This is a genomic window from Bradyrhizobium jicamae, assembly GCF_018130695.1.
GTDB lineage: Bacteria > Pseudomonadota > Alphaproteobacteria > Rhizobiales > Xanthobacteraceae > Bradyrhizobium > Bradyrhizobium jicamae_B.
The window spans coordinates 161,657-180,291 of record NZ_JAFCJX010000001.1; the positions used below are offsets into that span (position 1 = coordinate 161,657).

General features: G+C 63.3%; 16 protein-coding genes. 10 read left to right on the forward strand and 6 right to left on the reverse strand.

Features of this window, described 5'->3' with window-relative positions:
• Nucleotides 1-5: 5 nt before the first annotated feature.
• Entirely contained in the window at nucleotides 6-518 is a 513-nt protein-coding gene (locus JQ604_RS00705) for a helix-turn-helix domain-containing protein (protein WP_212352026.1), read from the forward strand.
• A gap of 37 nt (nucleotides 519-555) precedes the next feature.
• Here JQ604_RS00705 and JQ604_RS00710 read toward each other — a convergent pair whose 3' ends face one another.
• The 5 genes from JQ604_RS00710 to JQ604_RS00730 all read right to left on the reverse strand — a co-directional run bounded on the left by JQ604_RS00710 (nucleotide 556) and on the right by JQ604_RS00730 (nucleotide 5,805).
• Nucleotides 556-1,236 (reverse strand): response regulator transcription factor, encoded by a 681-nt coding sequence (locus tag JQ604_RS00710; RefSeq protein ID WP_212352692.1) that lies wholly within the window; start codon nucleotides 1,234-1,236, stop codon nucleotides 556-558.
• Nucleotides 1,237-1,558: 322 nt separating this feature from the next.
• Complete coding sequence (locus tag JQ604_RS00715) at nucleotides 1,559-3,151, reverse strand: Do family serine endopeptidase (RefSeq protein WP_212352028.1); 1,593 nt, start codon at nucleotides 3,149-3,151, stop codon at nucleotides 1,559-1,561.
• A 276-nt stretch (nucleotides 3,152-3,427) separates the two neighbouring features.
• The gene (locus JQ604_RS00720; protein WP_212352030.1) at nucleotides 3,428-4,219 is read right to left on the reverse strand and encodes an FkbM family methyltransferase; all 792 of its coding nucleotides are present in this window, start codon (nucleotides 4,217-4,219) and stop codon (nucleotides 3,428-3,430) included.
• A gap of 105 nt (nucleotides 4,220-4,324) precedes the next feature.
• On the reverse strand, nucleotides 4,325-5,011 hold the full coding sequence (locus tag JQ604_RS00725; RefSeq protein WP_433996214.1) for a sugar transferase: 687 nt from the start codon (nucleotides 5,009-5,011) through the stop codon (nucleotides 4,325-4,327).
• A 494-nt stretch (nucleotides 5,012-5,505) separates the two neighbouring features.
• Nucleotides 5,506-5,805 (reverse strand): hypothetical protein, encoded by a 300-nt coding sequence (locus tag JQ604_RS00730; RefSeq protein ID WP_212352034.1) that lies wholly within the window; start codon nucleotides 5,803-5,805, stop codon nucleotides 5,506-5,508.
• Between the two features lie 14 nt (nucleotides 5,806-5,819).
• On the opposite strand from JQ604_RS00730, the gene JQ604_RS00735 reads away from it, so the two are divergent.
• The 9 genes from JQ604_RS00735 to JQ604_RS00775 all read left to right on the forward strand — a co-directional run bounded on the left by JQ604_RS00735 (nucleotide 5,820) and on the right by JQ604_RS00775 (nucleotide 17,343).
• Nucleotides 5,820-6,551, forward strand: coding sequence for a metallophosphoesterase (locus tag JQ604_RS00735; RefSeq protein ID WP_212352036.1), 732 nt, complete (start codon nucleotides 5,820-5,822; stop codon nucleotides 6,549-6,551).
• 114 nt (nucleotides 6,552-6,665) lie between these two features.
• Nucleotides 6,666-7,250 carry a polysaccharide biosynthesis/export family protein gene (locus JQ604_RS00740; protein WP_212352038.1) on the forward strand — a complete coding sequence of 195 codons (585 nt, stop codon included), beginning with the start codon at nucleotides 6,666-6,668 and terminating at the stop codon, nucleotides 7,248-7,250.
• Nucleotides 7,251-7,560: 310 nt separating this feature from the next.
• Nucleotides 7,561-8,988, forward strand: coding sequence for an outer membrane beta-barrel protein (locus JQ604_RS00745; RefSeq protein ID WP_249157891.1), 1,428 nt, complete (start codon nucleotides 7,561-7,563; stop codon nucleotides 8,986-8,988).
• Nucleotides 8,969-11,287, forward strand: coding sequence for a polysaccharide biosynthesis tyrosine autokinase (locus JQ604_RS00750; RefSeq protein ID WP_212352047.1), 2,319 nt, complete (start codon nucleotides 8,969-8,971; stop codon nucleotides 11,285-11,287). Before JQ604_RS00745 ends, JQ604_RS00750 begins: the two co-directional genes overlap by 20 nt.
• Before the next feature lie 68 nt (nucleotides 11,288-11,355).
• Nucleotides 11,356-12,672, forward strand: a complete 1,317-nt coding sequence (locus JQ604_RS00755; protein WP_212352049.1) for a VpsF family polysaccharide biosynthesis protein — start codon at nucleotides 11,356-11,358, stop codon at nucleotides 12,670-12,672.
• A 1-nt stretch (nucleotide 12,673) separates the two neighbouring features.
• Nucleotides 12,674-13,708 carry a glycosyltransferase gene (locus tag JQ604_RS00760; protein ID WP_212352051.1) on the forward strand — a complete coding sequence of 345 codons (1,035 nt, stop codon included), beginning with the start codon at nucleotides 12,674-12,676 and terminating at the stop codon, nucleotides 13,706-13,708.
• Between the two features lie 27 nt (nucleotides 13,709-13,735).
• Nucleotides 13,736-14,851 (forward strand): acyltransferase family protein, encoded by a 1,116-nt coding sequence (locus tag JQ604_RS00765; protein ID WP_212352053.1) that lies wholly within the window; start codon nucleotides 13,736-13,738, stop codon nucleotides 14,849-14,851.
• A complete protein-coding gene (locus JQ604_RS00770; RefSeq protein WP_249157892.1) occupies nucleotides 14,848-15,900 on the forward strand; it encodes an acyltransferase family protein in 1,053 nt (350 codons plus the stop codon). Before JQ604_RS00765 ends, JQ604_RS00770 begins: the two co-directional genes overlap by 4 nt.
• A gap of 3 nt (nucleotides 15,901-15,903) precedes the next feature.
• A complete protein-coding gene (locus tag JQ604_RS00775) occupies nucleotides 15,904-17,343 on the forward strand; it encodes a lipopolysaccharide biosynthesis protein (RefSeq protein WP_212352061.1) in 1,440 nt (479 codons plus the stop codon).
• A gap of 13 nt (nucleotides 17,344-17,356) precedes the next feature.
• On the opposite strand, the gene JQ604_RS00780 is transcribed toward JQ604_RS00775, so the two are convergent.
• Complete coding sequence (locus JQ604_RS00780; protein ID WP_349631029.1) at nucleotides 17,357-18,586, reverse strand: endo-1,4-beta-xylanase; 1,230 nt, start codon at nucleotides 18,584-18,586, stop codon at nucleotides 17,357-17,359.
• Nucleotides 18,587-18,635 lie beyond the last annotated feature (49 nt).

Genomic DNA, 18,635 nt, shown 5'->3' on the forward strand with positions numbered 1-18,635 from the left:
TGGCTATGCCCGTCATGACAAAAACGCCACAGGGCGAAGATATCGTGATTTTGTCCCGCTCCGAGTATGACTCTCTGACGGCTGCTCGACACGATGAAGATGCCGCGGATGCAGCGCGCGCCAACCAAATCATCGCGGAAATCGAGAGGGGTACCGAGACGCTGTTGACCAGCGAAGAGGCAAACCTGCTACTTGATGCCAAGACCCCGCTCGCATTCTGGCGCAAGCATCGCGGCATAACCCAGGAGGCATTGTCGAAATCTGTTGGTGTCGCTCAGGGCTTTATTTCCGAGATCGAGAACGGAGCAAAGACGGGCGATGTGCAGACCCTCGCCGCAATCGCAAGAGTGTTGGGGATATCATTGGACGACCTGGTAATTCCCAAGCCGACCAAATTTGCGAGAAAGGCGCCGACAAAGACCCGGAAGATGATCGTGAAGATTGCGAGCGGCAGAAAACGTGCGCGGCAGCGTACAACCAAACAAGGCCGACGAACAAAGTCTATGTCAGCAGGCTGAATTGGCCCGCATGCCCGGGCTTAGCTAGCTAACACACCTAGCGGATCCCATCCCTGATCATGTACCCCGCGCCACGGATGGTGTGCAGCAAGGGCCGCTCAAAGCCCTTGTCGATCTTGGAGCGCAGCCGCGAGATGTGCACGTCGATGACGTTGGTCTGCGGATCGAAGTGATAGTCCCAGACGTTCTCGAGCAGCATGGTGCGTGTCACCACCTGGCCGGCGTGCTTCATCAGATATTCGAGCAAGCGGAATTCGCGGGGCTGCAAGATCAGCTCGTCCTTGCCGCGGGCGACGCGGTGCGACAGGCGGTCGAGCTCGAGATCGCCGACCTTGTAGGTGGTCTCCTCGGCCGGGCCGACATTGCGGCGCGACAGCACCTCGACGCGGGCGAGCAACTCGGCGAAGGAATACGGCTTCGGCAAATAGTCGTCGCCGCCGGCACGCAGGCCCTTGATGCGGTCATCGACCTGGCCGAGCGCGGACAGGATCAGCACCGGCGTACGGTTGCCCTTGTCGCGCAGGCTGCCGATCAGCGACAGGCCATCGCGCTTCGGCAGCATGCGGTCGACCACCAGCACGTCGTAATCGCCGCTGTCGGCCATCGACAGACCCTCTTCGCCGTCGCTGGCGAGATCGGCGATATAGCCGACTTCACGGAACGCCTTGACGAGGTAGTCGGCGGATTCGCGGTCATCTTCGATGATCAAAATGCGCATTTGCGGAGCGGTTGCGGTCACGGGAAAAGGCCTTCTCTCACCATGGCGCGGCCGCCCTGCACATGCAAGACGACCGCGCTTTCAGGCATACTTTTTGCTGCCGCATGATCTCTTCGGAAAACCGGCTTCCACTTTTCCGGATCATGCGGAGGGAGTGAAAAAAGCGGGCGGTGAGGCTGGGGGACCTCACCGCCCCTAGGCCTTCCGACGGAGGGGGGCGTATTCCATCGAAAGGTACCAAAGGGAGCGAGCGAAGCGCCCGCCCCCCGGAAAGCGCCGTCGGCGGGGGCGACTGATGCCGGCGACACTTCCCAACTCATATTTAGCCCTTGGCCAGCGGCACTGCCACGAAGCGCGACGAACCGCCGCTCTTCACGCGCATCAGCACGCTGTTCTTGTTGTCGTTGCGCGCCGCGTTGATCGCCTCGCGCACCTCGCCGGCGGTGCCGACGCTCTTGCCGGCAACCTCGAGGATCACGTCGCCTTCCTTGAAGCCCCGCTCGGCGGCGGCGCTCTTCGGATCGACTTCGGTCACGACCACGCCGTCCTTGCCGGCGCCGGCCACGCTGTTGGCGGGCGCAACGGTGAGGCCGAGCTTCGGCACGTCGGTGCCGCGGTTCGCACTGCCCTTGTCGCTGTTGTCGGTATCAGCCTTGGCTTCCATCGTGTTCGGCAGCTGGCCGAGCGTGATGTTGACCGTCTTGTCCTGGCCCTTGTGCAGCACGTTCAGCTTCACCGCATTGCCGGGCGCCAGGCCGCCGATGGTGCGGGCGAGCTCGCGTGCGTCCTTCACCGGTTCGCCGTTGACGGCGGTGATGACGTCGCCGGACTCGATGCCGGCCTTGGCCGCGGGGCCATTGGCCTGCGGTTCCGCAACCAGCGCGCCTTCAGCCTTCTTCATGCCGAGGCTGTCAGCGATGTCAGAGGTCACCGGCTGGATCTGGACGCCGATCCAGCCACGGCTGACCGCGCCCTTATCCTTGAGCTGGGCAACGACGCTCTTCACGGTCGCGGCGGGGATCGAGAACGCGATGCCGACGCTGCCGCCGGACGGCGAGTAGATCGCGGTGTTGACGCCCATCACCTCGCCCGACACGTCGAATGCCGGACCACCCGAGTTGCCCTTGTTCACGGGCGCGTCGATCTGGATGAAGTCGTCATACGGGCCGTTGCCGATGTCGCGGCCGGACGCCGAGACGATACCGGCGGTCACAGTGCCGCCGAGGCCAAAGGGATTGCCGACCGCCAGCACCCAGTCGCCGATCCGCGGCTTGGTGTCGGAGAGCTTGGCATAGGAGAAGTTCGAACCGCCCTCGACCTTGATCAAGGCGAGATCAGTACGCGGATCGGTGCCGATCACCTTGGCCGAGAAGGTCTTGCCGTCGTCGGTCGTCACCTCGACCTTGTCGGCGCCGTCGACCACGTGGTTGTTGGTCACAGCATAGCCGTCAGCCGAGATGAAGAAGCCGGAACCCTGGCCGGTGATGGCGCGGCCGCCGCCGCGCGGATTGCCGCGCAGGCCGGGAGGCAGCCCATCCGGACCGCCGAAGCGGCGGAAGAAGCGCTCCATTGGCGAACCCGGCTGGAACGGCGAGTCCTCGCTGTTGCCACTATCGTCCTTGGCGACCTTCTCGTTGATGTTGACCTTCACGGAGATCACCGAGGGCTTCACCCGCTCGACGATGTCGGCAAAGCCGACCGGCTGCGCAACCTTGCGAACCTCGGTGTTGACCTGCGCATAAGCGGGGCTGGTCAGGAGGTCGGCGGGATTGTGCTGCGGGCTGAGGCCGAAGACGGCGGCGCCGAGGCCGGCGACGACAGAGGCCATCAGCGCGAATTTGCGGGCCGAGAACAGCGAGCGCTTCGGCGGCTGATAGGACGGGAAGGAAGACAGGTCGGTCGGACGGTCGGTCATTTCTTGTTTTCTCCAAGGGCCAGAATCGTCGGTGCGGGGGCGGCACCTGATGAGGGGAAGATGGGGATTTGCGCCTTACAGCGCGCTGGCGGGGGAATTAAACTTTTGTAATAGAGCTATAAACAGATGCGGCAGAATAGCGCAGGCGAATCAATCTGTTAGATGGAACGAAAACGGCTCCAATCAGCCGAAAGTAGGCCCCTATGGGCGGCGCCCAAAAGGACTCCCGCGCACCGGATCGGGCGCCCTCTTCATCAAGTTCAGGTCGCGGTCAGCCTAGTTGGCGAGCAGCGATTCCCCGTCGAGATGCTTGGGGAAGAAGAAGAAATTGTTCACGTAGAACCGGCCGCTCTTGCGACCGCCGTCGGATTCCAGCGCCTCGGGGTCCTGCAGGCGCGCGACGTCGAACTGCTCCACCGGGACCACCTCGTCACCCCTGAGGAAGAAGCCGCGATACGCCCTGTCGCGGAAGAAGTCGAAGACGCGGCCGGTCGCCTCCTCCCGATGGCGGTCCTCGGCCTCGACCAGGAACACCGGCTGGCAGCGTTCGAGCAACTCCACGCCACCATGCAGCACATTCAGCTCGTGCCCTTCGACGTCGACCTTTACAAAGGCCACGTCCTGATCGATCACCGCGTCCAGCCGGGCGATCGGCACATGCGTGGTCGCAACGGCGCTTGCGCCCGAACCCAGGCGCGGCTCGAGCGATGCCAGGCCGAACACCGATCCCCTGTCATCCTGCGGAATGAACAGATCCGCATCGCCATCATGATCCGACAGGGCGACCTCGTGGATGCTGACATTCGCCGCCGACGTCCGCCGCAGCAATCGCGCCATCTCCTGCGACGGCTCAAAGGCATGAACCTGCCGCGACAGCCGCGCCAGCTGGCGCGTGTAGAGGCCGCAATTGGCACCGACATCGACGGTCACCGCATCCGCCGGCACGATCCTGCCGAGATAGGACAGCTCGCGCTCCGCCGACTTCGGGCGATGCATGAAATGCCAGTGCAGCCAGATCGACGGAAAGACTTCCTTCAGAAGATCCTTGGCCTGTTGCGTCGCGCCCATCGCGTCATCCCCGTTTGCGTGTCATCTGAAGTCGGCAAGAGTTTAAAGGGCGGCGATCGCAACGGCGTTGCCACCCTCGTTTTGCGAATCGCCTGATGTCGGGGATCAGAAGCCGCTGCCGGACAGGAATTCGCGGCGGACGGTGCGCGCGATGATCACGATGTCCATCCACAGCGTCCACTGCTCGATATAGACGAGGTCGTAGTCGATCCGCGAGATCGCGCGGCCGGCCTCGACCGTGCTGCCCCTGCAGCCGTTGACCTGCGCCAGGCCCGTGATGCCCGGCCGCGCCGTGTGGCGCTGAAAGTAATAGGGCACGAGATCCTCATAGGGCAGCTCGGCCGCGAGCATTCCCGGAACATGCGGGCGCGGCCCGACCAGGGACATGTCGCCCTTGATCACGTTGATCAGTTGCGGGAGCTCGTCGATGCTGGTCTTGCGGATGATCTTTCCGATCCAGGTGACCCGCGTGTCACCCTTGACGGTCTGCGTCACGCCCTTCGCATCGCCAGCATCGGTCCGCATCGACCGGAACTTGTAGATCTTGAACCGACGGTTGCGATAGCCGTATCGATATTGATGAAACAGCACCGGCCCGCGCGACGTCGTCTTGATCAGGATGGCGACGGTGAGGAGCAGCGGCAGCAGGAACAGCAACGCTGCCGTGCCGGCAACGATATCGAACAGCCGCTTGGTGATCGATGCTGCGGGCTCGACCCGCCGGACTCTCCGCACATGACGACTTCGCGGCGTGCCGTACACGCCGGCGGCGCCGCACTCCACGGGTCTCATCGAAATGTAGTGCCGCTCCCTGCGGAGCGATCTGACATTATCCTGGTCTAGCCGGGCGGTGGCGATGGCAGTCATGTCTCTCTGCGCTCCCTGCTGGAACCTGATGGATGTCACGGTCGCATTCGATTCGAAAGCGTGCGAGCATCTCGCTCGAACGCCGAATGCAAACACAACGCGATACAGAGCGTGGAAACTTTCCGAACTCTTTGAACGAAATGGGGCAAGAGATCGGAATTCTCGCGAACACTTTTGCAGCGCATCACATCACGACTTGTGCGCTGCAAAGAAATCGCTTGGCCGTGAGACGCTTAAGCGAACTGCACAACGATTGCGCTGCGCTTGGCTGGATGCAGCCATGCATATTTACAATCAGCGGAACCATTTCGCGATTTCAATTCTGATGTTGAATATGACCTGCGAAAGACGCGTTAGCGTCGCGCTGATGTTTTGATCAATCCGATTCACGGAACTCTAAATCGCCGTCGTTAACTTTTCTACGAAAGCAATTTCTGTTGAAGCGTCACAAATCGATGATTGCGCGCGTTGAAACGGCCAAGACCAAGAAGCCGATCGAATCGGAAAATATCAGGGAGGCGCCGATGATTGCCCAGCACTGCCCGGCGCACGAGCATTGCGAACCGCTCGATCGCAAGTTGCGGAACCGCATTCTGTTGGCGAACGCGATTGCCTGGATCGTGATCATCCTGCTGATCAAGGTGGCGTTCTTCTAGAATGCGCGAGGGCACGTGTCGCTTGCGCGACATCGACCGCGATTGACCGATCGACAGTTCCATGGTCTGAGGCGTCGATGACGCGGCTATTCGCCAGACGCCCACACACATCGCGCGCCGCAACCCCGCCGCACACGCGCATCTACGCGATCGGCGACATCCACGGCCGGGCGGATCTGCTTGCGGAAACGATCGCGCGAATCGACGAGGACATTGCGCGGCGGCCCACTCATTATGTCGCAGAGGTCTATCTCGGCGACTACATCGACCGCGGTCCCGACTCAAGCGCGGTGATCGATCTCCTCACCGTTCGCCTGGTGCAAAACCATGCAGTGTGCCTGCGCGGCAATCACGAAGCCTTCCTGGAACACTTCCTTGTCGACGCCTCGGTGCTCGAACATTGGGAACGGCTCGGCGGCTTGCAGACATTGGAGTCGTACGGCGTTCGCCCTTCCCTCCACGACACCGACATCGACGTACAACAAATTTTTCTCAATCTTTTCCCACGCACGCACGAGCTGTTCCTGCAATGCCTGCGCTATAGTTACACCTGTGGCGATTTTCTGTTCGTGCATGCCGGGATTCGTCCCAACGTCCCGCTCGAACAACAGGATCCCGCCGACCTGATCTGGATCCGCAACGAGTTCCTCGACTCTGCACAGGATCACGGCAAATGCATCGTGCATGGTCACACACCGGTGCCGCATCCCGACATCCGTCACAACCGCATCAACATCGACACCGCTGCATGGCGAACCGGAACGCTCACCTGCATCGCAATCGAAGGCACGAGCATTCTCGTCCTCTGAATATCCTATGTTAACGGAACTGCAGCAGACGGAACCTGCGATCACATTCTTTCGCCTTGATTGCTTCGCTATCATCGAAGGCTGTTACTCGCAGAGCTTCTTGGGGATGCAGCCATGCAGCACATTGTGCGCACCGTTCGTTCGGCGCTATGCGCCTTCACTCTCGTTCTGGCTTTCGTGCTGATCGCAGGACCGTCGCGGCCTGCGCACGCGCAAGCCTCGCCGCAAGCGCAGGCAAGCGACAAATACATCCTGGGATCGAACGATCGAATCCGTCTCAAAGTTTACGGAGAGCCTGACATCACCGGCGAATACGAGATCGACAGCGCGGGGCAAGTCTCCGTTCCGCTCGCCGGGCACGTGCGCGCCGCCGGTCTGACCACAAAGCAGCTCGAGCGCGCGATCACCTCGGCGCTGGCCAAGGGAATCGTCCGCGATCCGCGCGTGAATGTCGAGATCGCGCAGTACCGTAACTACTACATCTTGGGTGAGGTGAAGAAGAGCGGCGAATATCCGTACCGCCTTGGCCTCACCGTCATGGATGCCGTCGCGAGCGCCGGCGGCTTCACCTATCGCGCCAATGAGAACAAGGTGTTCCTGCGCCGCTCAGGTTCCGGTGTCGAGGAAATCTACGCACTCGACGCACCGGTCCTGGTCTATCCCGGCGACAACATCCGGATTCCGGAACGCTACTTCTGACGCGGCGCGTGCGAGCAGCGTATTGCTGCTCGATGGCAACGCTTAAGTCACGGCACACCGTCGCCGTGACTTGCACTGCCATCATGTCGTCTCTTTGCGATGAGCATTATTTTGCGGTGCAGAAACTTTTTCGCGGCGCGCGCGTTAAGCGTCGGGGAACAGTCTGCCTGATCGAAGCAATGCTCCGCGAATGATCTTCGGAGCTGCCGCGCGGTTTGCCAACCTCGCGAGCAGACGGCGATGATTTTCTGTGCGCTCACGCATGCAGTTTCATCAATCGCTTCGAAAAAATCTTGGCAAGGGTTGAGTGATGGGACGTTCGTTCGTACTCGCAAGCATGCCGACGACCGGACGCGACACTTTGAGTCCGCGACCGATCAACTCCCTGGCGCGCCTGCGAGCGATGCTCGCACCGGCGCCGGCGGCAGCCGCGATCGTCCTTGGGCTCGGCTCGTCGGCGAACGCGCAAGCGATTCCGTGGAGTGATGAAGTGTCGGCACCGTGGAACACGCAACGCATCTTCGAGCCGTCATCGCTTCCCAAGCTCGACGATCCCGACACGCAGGAGGAAGTTCCGCCCGAGGACACGCCCGTCAAGAACCGCCAGCAACCCGGCTATGAACCGGTCGGAATCCGCTACGGCTCCTGGATGTTCAATCCGGCGCTGATCTCCGGCGGCTTCTATGACAGCAACGTGTTCTCGTCGAACACATCAAAACAGTCCGACGTCGCCGCCGTCATCGAGCCGACGCTTCGCGCCCACACGCTGTGGGAACGCCATGGCATGGACCTGAAGCTCGACACGCAACAGACACTCTACAGCCAGCACTCCAGCCTCAACCAGACCAATGCGAGCCTCAAGGGCTCTGGATGGATCGATCTGGCACACGACATGCAAGTGCTGACCAGCTTTCAGATCGCCCATCTCAATGAAGGAGTCGGCACGCTGAGCTCGCCGTCGAACGCGATCGCACCGACACCTTATAATCTGCTCTCCGGCGACGTCACGCTGCGCAAGGAGTTCAACCGCCTCACGACATCGATCGGGATGCGCACCGATTCCTATGATTACGGCTCGACCCGCGCCCAGGACGGCACCGTCATCAATCAGGACGCCCGCGACGGCCAGATCTACTCGCTGCATAGCCGGATCGACTATGCAATCTCCTCGACGCTCGGCTGGTTTGCCGGCGCCGAGGGCAATGAGCGCAACATCCGCGGCCTTCCCGGCGCGACGCTGGATTCGCAAGGCTACCGCGCGCTCACCGGCATGACCATCGGGCTCAGCAACCTCATCAGCGGCGAATTCGGCTTTGGCTATGTGCAGCAGACGTTTGTCGATCCCACGATCGGCACGGTCGAGGGTCCATCCTACCGCGCCCGCCTCACCTGGCGGCCGACCCGCCTGCTCGACATCCATTTCAACGCCGAGCAGCTGGTGACACAGACGTCCGAGACCAGCGCCACCGGCGTGCTGGCGAACGCGCTGCAGCTCGGCTTCGACTATGAGCTGCGCCGCAACGTCATCCTGTCGGTCTCCGGCGGCTACGAAAAGGACCGCTTCTTCGGTCAGCTTCGAAACGATCGCGTCATCACCTCGGATGCGCGCGTCAAATACCTGATCAACCGTTTTGCCGCGGTCTCCGCCTACTATCGCTTCACCGCGCGCAGCAGCGACGTGGCGACCTTCAGCTACGACAAGCATCTGGTGGGAATGAATGTTACAGCGCAGTTCTGAGCAGATTACCCTCCAGGGGCCTGAAGAGCCCGTCCGTCCGACGGCCGCGAGCTGGCAGCAGCCGACCGTCGATTTGCGCGAGATGGCCCGCATCCTGCGCCGCCGCTACCGGCTGGTGCTGCTGCCCGCCGCCGTGCTCGGCGCGCTGGCGCTGACCTATGTGCTGTTCGCCACGACATTATATACGGCAACATCGACGGTGCTGGTCGACCCGCGCCGCGCCAGCGTGGTTGACACCAGCAACCAGGCGGTGCTGTCGAATTTCGGCACGGACGATGCCACCATCGAGAGCCAGACGCTGCTGATCCAGTCGATCGCGCTGCTCGATCGCGTGATCAAGCGGCTCAAGCTGACCGACGACGAGGAATTCACGCCGACACCCAGCATTCTCGACCCGATCAAGCGGCTGTTCGCGTCCAGCGGACCGGAAGACGGCGCCAGCCCCGAAGACGCCGCGCGCGCCCGGTCGATGGATATTCTGTTGAAGCGGCTCAAGGTGACCCGCCAGGGAACCACGTTCCTGGTGGATATCAATGTCAGCTCACGCTCACCCACGAAGGCGGCGAACATCGCCAATGCCATCGCCGACGCCTATTTCGAGGAGCAGGTTCGCGCCAAATTCGATGCGACGCGGATTGCCGCCAACTGGCTCAACGGCCAGATCGGCGACCTCAAGGCGCGCGTGGTGACCTCGGAAAAGGCGGTCGAGGACTTTCGCGCCGCCAACAATCTGACGGTCTCGCAGGGCGTCACGGTCAACGACCAGCAGATCACCGACCTCAACGGCAAGCTGATCGCAGCCCGCGCCGCGACCGCCGAAGCCCGCGCGAAATACGACCAGGTGCAGCAAATTGCAAAATCCGGCGGCGATCCCGGCGGGATCAACGCGGCGATCTCCTCCGACATGATCACCAAGCTGCGCACGCAATATGCCGACATCGCCAAGAACGAGGCGGACCTGTCGAGCAAATACGGCGCGCGGCATCCCCTCGTCGCCAATGTCCGCGCGCAATTGAAAGATACCCAGCGGCTGATCAACGAGGAAATCCGGCGCATCGTCGACAGCACGCAGCACGACTACGACGTCGCGCGCTCCCGCGAGGCCTCGCTCAGCAAGAGCCTCGACGAGCTGCAGGGCGTCTCCAGCACCTCCGGCCAGGCCCAGGTCCGCCTGCACGAGCTGCAGCGCGAGGCCGAGGCCAACCGCACCCTTTATGAATCCTACCTCGCGCGGTCGAAGGAGACGACAGCGCAAGAAAGTCTGGAGATGCCGGACTCCCGTGTCGTCACCAAGGCCGGCATTCCGATCAGTCCGTCCTGGCCCAAGAAGCCGCTGATCCTCGGCCTTGCCGTCATGCTCGGCCTCGGCATGGGCAGCGTGCTGGCGTTCCTGGTCGATTATCTCGACGGACGGATCAAGACGCTGGAGCAGGCCGAGGCGATTTCCGGCGTGCCTTCGCTTGCCGCCGTTCCCCTGATTAGCTCGGGCGAGCTCGCCGCGATGGCGCGGCGGGGCCGCGACCAGCTCGACCGTTACGATCCGCGCACCGCGGGCCTGCTGCCGCCGGCGTTGCAGCCGCCCTTGACCCGCTACGCGATCGAGGCACCCGGCACCTTCTTTGCCGAGGCGATCCGCGCGGTGCGCCTGGCGCTTCAGCGCGCCATCCGCGTGCAGCCGATCAAGGTCGTGCTGGTCTCATCAGCGCTCGACAGCGAGGGCAAGACCACATTCGCCATCAACCTCGCGCAGTCGCTGGCCACCCTCGGCATCCGCACGCTCCTGATCGACGGCGATCTGCGCAATCCGCAGCTGACGCGGTCATTGGCGCCACATGCGGCAGCCGGGCTGATGGACATCGCGATGGGCCGCTGCACGCCCGAGCAGGCGATCCTGACCGATGAGGGCACCGGGCTGTCCATTCTGCCGTCGACGCAGATCAAGCACGCAGAACTGATCACGGAGCTGATGTTCTCGGATCAGATCGTCGATATCCTCGATCACTTCCGCCATCGCTTTGAGCTGATCATCGTCGATTCCCCGCCGCTGGTGCCGCTGGTCGACGGCCGGGCGCTGGCGGAGCTCGCCGACCGCATCGTGCTCGCCTGTGCCTGGGATCAGACCCCGCGCGAGGTCCTGACCCACGCCATCGATCTGCTCGCGCCCGTGCGCGATCGCATCCTCGGCACCGTGCTGACGCGCGTCGACCTCTCCAGGCTGCAATTCTACGATTACTATCGCAGCTCGGCCTATCTGAAGCCTTACGGCACCGCGCCGCTCCGACAGGGAGCCGCGCAGTGACCGTGCACCGCGCGATCACGGGCGCACCGCTTGCACCCGTCTATCGAACTGCACCGCGCGCAGAACAAATGCGCACGGCGAAGGCCGACTGGGTGATCGAATGGGCTGCGGCCGGATTCCTGCTGCTCGCCGTCATCGCGACGTTCACGCTGTCGGCGGGCATGCTGACCAACTGGAAAATCCACTATCTGACCGCCGGCGGCAATTTCCTCGAGAAGCTGCACCCCACCACCTATTTCACGCTGCTGGCCTTCGGCCTGCTGCTGCTCCGCAGCCGCGGCCCGGTCGGCGAGATCGACAGGATGTTCTCGCAGGCCTCGCTGCTGGTGCCCTATCTGATCTGCTGGTTGCTGCTGCTGGTCCAGATGTTCGTGCTGGAGCGGCCCTTCACGGTCATCATCGACACCTTCCTGCTTCCGGTCCTGCTCTGCCTTGCAATCTGGCAGATGTCGCCGACGCGACGCCGGCCATTGGTCTGGGCGATCCATGCCGCGATCTTCGTCAACATCGTGCTCGGCTATTACGAGTATTTCTCCGGGCATCGCCTGATTCCGCTGACGCTCGGCGACATCATCGTCGTCGGCGAATGGCGATCCTCGGCGCTGCTCGGCCATCCCCTCACCGCGTCGGGCGTGATCGGCGCCTATGTGATGGCGCTGATCCTGCGGCCGGCGCTGTGCCCACCGATTCTCGTGCGCCTGCCATTGATCGGCTTCAGCCTGGCCTCGCTGATGGCGTTCGGCGGTCGCACCGCGCTCGTCACCGTGCTCGCCGTGATCGCGCTCGCCGCGGCTTTCGAGATCTGGCAGCTGTTGCGAGGCAAGCGGATTCCGCTGCTGGCCGCTGCCGGCGCGATCTGCGTCCTGTTCGCGGCGGCCGCAGTGATCTTCGCCGCACTCTATCTCGGCATCTTCGACAAGATGCTGCTGCGCTTCTCTTCCGACAAGGGCAGCGCGCTGGCACGATTCGCGACCATCGACTTGCTCTCGCATTTCGACATGCGCGAGCTCCTGCTCGGGCCGAACCCGGTACGGGTCAACGCCCTGCAGACCCAGCTCGGGCTGAACTACGGCATCGAGAACTTCTGGATCTCCAGCATCGTGCAGTTCGGATTGATCCACACCGCCTTGCTGACCGCCGGCCTTGCCTGCTTCTTCATCGAGATCGTGCGCCGCTCCGATCGCGCGGTCTGGGCCGTCCTGCTGCTGATGCTCGCCATCGCTGCAAGCTCCGTGAGCTTCTCCTCGAAGAACATCCAGCTTGCACAATTCATCATCCTGATCTCGCTGCTGCTGCCGCGAACACCGTCCACCGCCGGTGCAAGAGCGATCTCGCGCGATCGTCGTCCATCTCTTCCGGCACAGGTCGCCGGACAAGGACTTTGATATGACCATCTATGTCGACAACACCCATCTTGGGCGCCACGTCACCGGCCTCGAACGGATCACGCTCGAGCTGTTCTCGGCAGATGCGCTGGCGCCGCTCGACATCGTGCCGGTGACCGCAACCGGCACGCGTCAGATGGTCACGACCCAGACGCTGGGGCTGCCGATGCGGCTTGCCACCTCCTCCTCGATCCTGCTGTGCCCGGGCTTTCCGCCGAGCCCTTTGCTGCGGCCGTTCGCGTCCCGCGTGCTGCCCTACATCCACGACGATTTTCTGGTGACGCGCCCCGCCGAGCTCAATCGCCGCGCACGGCTCTACATGGCCGGGCCGTTCAAGCTCGCGCTCCGTCATTACCCGCGCTTCCTCGCCAATTCGAACGACACCAGGCGAAAACTCTCCGCCCATTGCCGCCCCGACGCGGAGATCACGCTCTACCGGCCGCCGGTCCGCAATGTGTTTGGCCTCTCCGCCAATGCGCGGCTGGCGCGCAGTGGCGAGCCGAACCCGCTGCGCCTGGTCGGGCTCGGCACCGTCGAACCGCGCAAGAATTTCCTGGCCGCCCTCAGCTTGCTCAGCGCACTGCGCGCGCATCTCTATCCCGATGCGACGCTCGACATCGTGGGGCGTCGCGGTTGGGGCGATGATTGGGATCGGCTCAGCAGCGCCGCCGGCGTGACGCTGCACGGCTACCAGCCGACCGAGCGCGTCAAGGAGCTGCTCAATCGCGCCGACCTGTTCGTCTGCACGTCTCATGACGAAGGCCTCGGCCTGCCCCTGCTCGAAGCGCAGTACGCGGGCCTGCCCGTGGTCGCGCCCGACGCGCCCATCTTCCATGAGGTGCTCGGCCAGTCCGGCATCTTCATCGACACGGCCGACCCCGCGGTCGGCGCGACGCAGGTCGCGGCAATGCTTGCAACCGGCGATTGGCGTGCACGGTATGCGGCACTCGCCGCGGCGAACCTGCAGCGCTGGAATGCGCTCGCCCGCGGCGACCGCGACGCGGTGATCGGCCTGATCGCCCGGCTTGCGGCCTGACGCTTCAGCTCAGAAGGAACCGCTTTCGTGCCGACGGCCAACAATGAAATGAAGCATCTCGATGCCTTGCGGATCATCGCCGCGTCGGCGGTCGTGGTGCTGCACTATGCTGACTACTTCAAGGAGCTTGTGGTCGGCTGTTTCCTGGTCAGTCACGTCTGGCACTTCAACCTGTTCGTCGACCTGTTCTTCGTGGTCTCCGGCTACGTCATCGCCAGCCAGTATCTTGGGCGCGTCGAGAGCCCGGCCGCGGTCGGCCGCTTCCTGTGGCGACGGCTGGCGCGGATTTATCCGCTGCACCTTGCGACGCTCACCTTCTATGTGATGATTGCGCTGGTCGCACATCTCGGCGTCGCCAGCGGTGACAATCCGGCGCGCTATCCGTTCTCCGATCTCCCGGCGCAGCTTCTGCTGCTCCACGCCTTCGATGGTGCCCGCCTCACCTTCAACTTCCCGAGTTGGTCGCTGTCGGCGGAGATGTTCTGCTATCTGTTGTTTCCGATCATGGCCGTCGTCGCCGTTTCTCGACGGCATTGGATCCTGACATTGGTGATCGCAGCCGCGACGGCCAACAGCGTTTGGGCCGCCTTGGCAGGAACAACTCCCTGGGCCGACTGGATAAACCAGGGCGGCGCCTTCCGCGCCGTACCCGCCTTCGCGCTCGGCGTCGCCTGCCACCTCTATCGCGACCGCCTCGCGCAGGCGCCGGCCATCCCTGGCGCGCTCGTCGTTGCCTTGATCGCCTTCATGGCGTTCGGCTGGCTGCTGTCGCCGATGGGCGCACTTGCCGCGGTCTACGCTGTTGCGCTCCTCGCCATCCAGGCGGATTGCAGCGGCCGCGCGACGTTGGTGTCCACGTTGCACCTCGATCGCTGGTCACCGTTGACCTATTCCTGCTACATGCTGCACATCCCCGTCGCGACCGTCGTCATCAGCTTTGGTGCGCGCCTGCTTCACCTTGATGCCAGCGCCGGCAAGCTGATCCTGGCTCCGCTCGCCGTCGTCGTGCTGGCAGCCGCGAGCGTCGCTTCACTGCGCTGGTTCGAGACGCCGCTGCGTCGTGCGCTAACCGAGGCCTATGATCGACGCTTCGCGCGGCCCGCCGTCGCATCGCCGCTGGCGCGCCAGGAGGCGCTGCGATGACTATTTTGGCGGAAACACGCAGCGTATCGGTTCCGGCGCGGGACGTCGCGACACCGGTGGCTTCGCGCGATACGGTCTTCGATACGATGCGCGGGATCGCCATCCTGATGGTGATCGGAATCCACGCGCTTCCGCAACCGCTCGACGCGGCCTGGAGCAAGTCGATCGACGCCGCCTTGCGGCCCTGCGTTCCGATCTTCCTGTTCGCATCGGGATATCTGACCGCAAAAGCCGGCCGCGTCCCCCTCGCAAAGCGACTCACGGCGGCGCTGATCCCCTACACCATCGCTTTCGCCGCCGCCTACGTCTACATGGCCGCCCATAACCCTGCGATGGACCACCGCTTGATCGCCACGCTCGCGCGGTTCGGCCTCGCCTACGTGTTCGTCTATTACTATGTCTTCGTCTACCTCGGCTGCACGATCGTGTTGTGGCTGATCTTCTCCGGCCAACGCCCCGATGCCGAAGGGCAGGATCAACGCCTCACCTTGCTCCTCATCCTCGCGATCGGGTTTGGCCTGGCCACCGGCGCCTATCTCGACCCGGCAATGGCGCGTCTCGGCTTCTCCGACCCCCTGATCGAGGAAACGCGGATGCGCGACATCCCCTTCTGGTTCAGCTTTGTCGCACTCGGTGCTCTCACCGCCATGTATCGTCCTTCGATCGACCGCAGGACCGTCACGTTGCTCGTCGGCGCGACCGCCGTCGCCTTTCTTCTGTACGCCACGGTCCGTGTCCTCGGCATCGGTGACGCCGCCGCCTACGATTCCGTTGCCTACTTCCTCTACGCCGGCTTGTTGTGCCTGCTGCTATGGTCGTCACAAGCACGGCTGCCGGCGATGGCCGCCATCGGCTCAGGGAGCTACTTCATCTATCTCTGGCACATCTTCATCGTCATGGCCCTGCGCGATCACGCTGCCTTGCGCCAGTACGGCCCCGTCGCGAGCTTTGTCGTCACCTGCAGCGTCACGGCGACGCTGAGCATCGGCGCCTTGTGGTGCCTCCGCCGATGCGCGCCCGCTCGGCTGGCACGATGGTTGGGAGCCTGACCGATGCTGCTCCGCCACACCCTGCTCTATCTGCCCGCCCAGTTCGTCGGCCCGCTGTTCCAGCTGCTGGCGATGATCGTCTGGACGCATGTCGTCGACGATCACACGCTCGGCATCATCACGCTGGTGACCGCCACGCATGAATTGCTGCAGATCGGCCTGCTGGCCTGGTGGTCGCAATATGCGCTGCGTTTCTCCGGCCGTTACCAGGACGACGACCAGGCCCCACGATTCTATCGCACCGAGAATGCCGTGCTGCTGCTCTCGGTCATCCTGCAGGCCGTCGCGATCGCCTTCCTGCTGCATTTCGTCATCGCGCCGGGGGTCAGCACGGCGGTGATCCTCGCCGCGATCGGCTATGTCGTCACGCGTTCGTTCAATCTGTACATCAGCGAGCGCGCGCGGGCGCAGCACCAGATCGGGGTCTATTCGATCCAGCAGGTGCTGGGGCCAGCCGTCGGCTTCCTGCTCGGACTGCTCCTGATCAAGCTGTTCGGCCGCGCCGCCGAATGGCCGCTCACCGGTTATGCCGTCGCACAGCTCACCGCGGCCCTGGTCGTTCTGCCGAGCATCCCGCGCAGCAGCGCCATCTGGCCGATCGACCGCAAGATCGTGCGGCATGCCCTGCACTATGGCGTTCCCCTGATCATCGGCGGCGCGCTCGGCTGGGTCGGCCTCAACGCCTCCCGTTTCGTCGTCAACGAGCTCTCGGGCGTCGCAGCAGCCGGTCTGTTCGCCGTCGGCTACGGTCTCGGTCAGCGCGCGGCGGCCGTGGCTGCCATGCTGGTGACGGCCGCGGCCTTCCCGCTTGCCGTCAAGCGGATGGAGGTCGCGGGAAGCCAGGCCGCAATGCGCCAGCTCGCCGACAACACTGCGCTGCTGGTTGCCATCCTCGCGCCGAGCCTGACCGGCATTTTCATGCTGCGCACCGAGATCGTGCATCTCCTGATCGCCCAGCCGTTCCAGCAGGCGACGCTCGCCATCCTGCCGCTATCGACGCTGGCCGGCGCGATCCGGAATCTGCGCGCCCATTTCGGTGATCAGGTGTTCCTGCTGCACAGCCGCACACGCTGGATGATGGCGATCTCGGCCATCGACGCCGTCACGACCGTCATCCTCAGCGCGATCGGCGTGCACTATTGGGGACTCGCCGGCGCTGCCGGCGCCACCGTGGCGTCGGCCCTCACCGCAGCCATCGTGTGTTTCTCGATCGGCTTTTCGCTGTTCGGGCTGACCCTGCCGGTCGTGCACCTGGTCCGGATCGCCTGCGCGACGCTCGCGATGGCCGCGCTGCTGCAGTACTTCCCTGAAGCAACCAACGGCGTGATGCTTGCCGGGCACATCGTCGCCGGCGCCACCGTTTATGTGGTGGCGCTGGCACTGCTGTATGCCCCTCTGCTGCTTCGGCTGCTGCGCGCCCGACCGCAACATTCCGGAGCGTGATCGCCGAGACCGGCTACGCCGACTTCCGCGCCGTCTCGAACGCGCGCGCCATGGCAAACCACAGCGGCTTCTTCTGCATGTTGGAGTCATAGGGCAGCGGACGCGGCAGGCGTTGTGCCAGCGGATCCTTCTTCTTCGCGGCGTCTGTATAGAAGGAATAGTTGTCGGACAGCTCCCAGGCGATCACCACCTTGACCGCCGGCACCTTCAGCGCCGTCACCAGATATTTCTCGGCCGTCTCCGCGATCATGGCGTCACGCTGCGCGATATCGTCCGGGAACGTATCGTCGCGCACGTCGAACTCGGTGAGATAGATATCCACGCCAAACGCAGCAAGCTGATGCAGGAACTCGGAGAAGCGGCCGGGATCATGGGGATAGCGCGGCTGCAAGTGACTCTGCAGTCCGACTGCGCTCAAGGGAACACCGGCCTGCTTCAGCTCATCGACCAGGCGCAGCAAACCTGCGCGCACCGCGAGACCGACATCGTCGTCACGTTCGGTCTGCGCCTCATTCAGGACAAACTTGGTTTTCTTGTCGACGATCGCGGCGCGCTCGAAGGCGCGGCGGATGTAGCCGGTTCCGAACGTGTCGTACCACGGTCCGAGTCGATATCCGCCCGGCGCCTTGTGCCCGGGCCAGAACGGCTCATTGACGATGTCCCACGACTGCAACTTTCCGGCATAACGTGCGACGACTTCCTCGATATAGGAGTCAAAGAACGCCTTGCGTTCGTCGGTGCTCATGCTCTTCACCCACTGCGGAACCCACTCGTTCCAGATCAGGCAATGACCGCGCATCGCGATGCGATTGCTTGCACAGAATTGCAGCAATCGATCCGCACTCTCATATCGCTTCGCTCCGGGTTGTGGCGCGATCGTGCCCATTTTCATCGCAACGTCGGTCGTGATGATTCGTGTCTGCGATGTGTAGAGTTCCCGATACGCAAGATCCTTGTCGATCACGGGGCCTGCGGCGGCGCCAAATATGAGTCCGTGTTGCGCGGCGACGGCAGCGAGACTCTGCGATGGCGCTGATTGTGACTCTCTTGCCTGCAAAGCGAACGGCGTGCTCGCGAGAACAGCAAGCGCGTTGCGTCGCGATATCATCTGCATGGCAGCTCTCCATTGAGTGAATGCATTCGTGCGTGTTGATGCGATCGACGCATCGACATCGCCATCGTTGCGACGCAATAGATCGATTTCATGACGCTGCGCCGAGACACAAACTTTTTGACGACGCACGTTCCCAAGTACAAGCAATGAGCATGTCGATGTTTTCCGTGAATGCACA

Bases quoted from the DNA above. Each gene is read 5' to 3' on its own strand.
- JQ604_RS00705 (WP_212352026.1), top strand. From the start codon at position 6: ATGCCCGTCATGACAAAAACGCCACAGGGCGAAGATATCGTGATTTTG.
- JQ604_RS00710 (WP_212352692.1), bottom strand. From the start codon at position 1,236: ATGCGCATTTTGATCATCGAAGATGACCGCGAATCCGCCGACTACCTC.
- JQ604_RS00715 (WP_212352028.1), bottom strand. From the start codon at position 3,151: ATGACCGACCGTCCGACCGACCTGTCTTCCTTCCCGTCCTATCAGCCG.
- JQ604_RS00720 (WP_212352030.1), bottom strand. From the start codon at position 4,219: ATGGGCGCGACGCAACAGGCCAAGGATCTTCTGAAGGAAGTCTTTCCG.
- JQ604_RS00725 (WP_433996214.1), bottom strand. From the start codon at position 5,011: ATGAGACCCGTGGAGTGCGGCGCCGCCGGCGTGTACGGCACGCCGCGA.
- JQ604_RS00730 (WP_212352034.1), bottom strand. From the start codon at position 5,805: ATGGAACTGTCGATCGGTCAATCGCGGTCGATGTCGCGCAAGCGACAC.
- JQ604_RS00735 (WP_212352036.1), top strand. From the start codon at position 5,820: ATGACGCGGCTATTCGCCAGACGCCCACACACATCGCGCGCCGCAACC.
- JQ604_RS00740 (WP_212352038.1), top strand. From the start codon at position 6,666: ATGCAGCACATTGTGCGCACCGTTCGTTCGGCGCTATGCGCCTTCACT.
- JQ604_RS00745 (WP_249157891.1), top strand. From the start codon at position 7,561: ATGGGACGTTCGTTCGTACTCGCAAGCATGCCGACGACCGGACGCGAC.
- JQ604_RS00750 (WP_212352047.1), top strand. From the start codon at position 8,969: ATGTTACAGCGCAGTTCTGAGCAGATTACCCTCCAGGGGCCTGAAGAG.
- JQ604_RS00755 (WP_212352049.1), top strand. From the start codon at position 11,356: ATGCGCACGGCGAAGGCCGACTGGGTGATCGAATGGGCTGCGGCCGGA.
- JQ604_RS00760 (WP_212352051.1), top strand. From the start codon at position 12,674: ATGACCATCTATGTCGACAACACCCATCTTGGGCGCCACGTCACCGGC.
- JQ604_RS00770 (WP_249157892.1), top strand. From the start codon at position 14,848: ATGACTATTTTGGCGGAAACACGCAGCGTATCGGTTCCGGCGCGGGAC.
- JQ604_RS00775 (WP_212352061.1), top strand. From the start codon at position 15,904: ATGCTGCTCCGCCACACCCTGCTCTATCTGCCCGCCCAGTTCGTCGGC.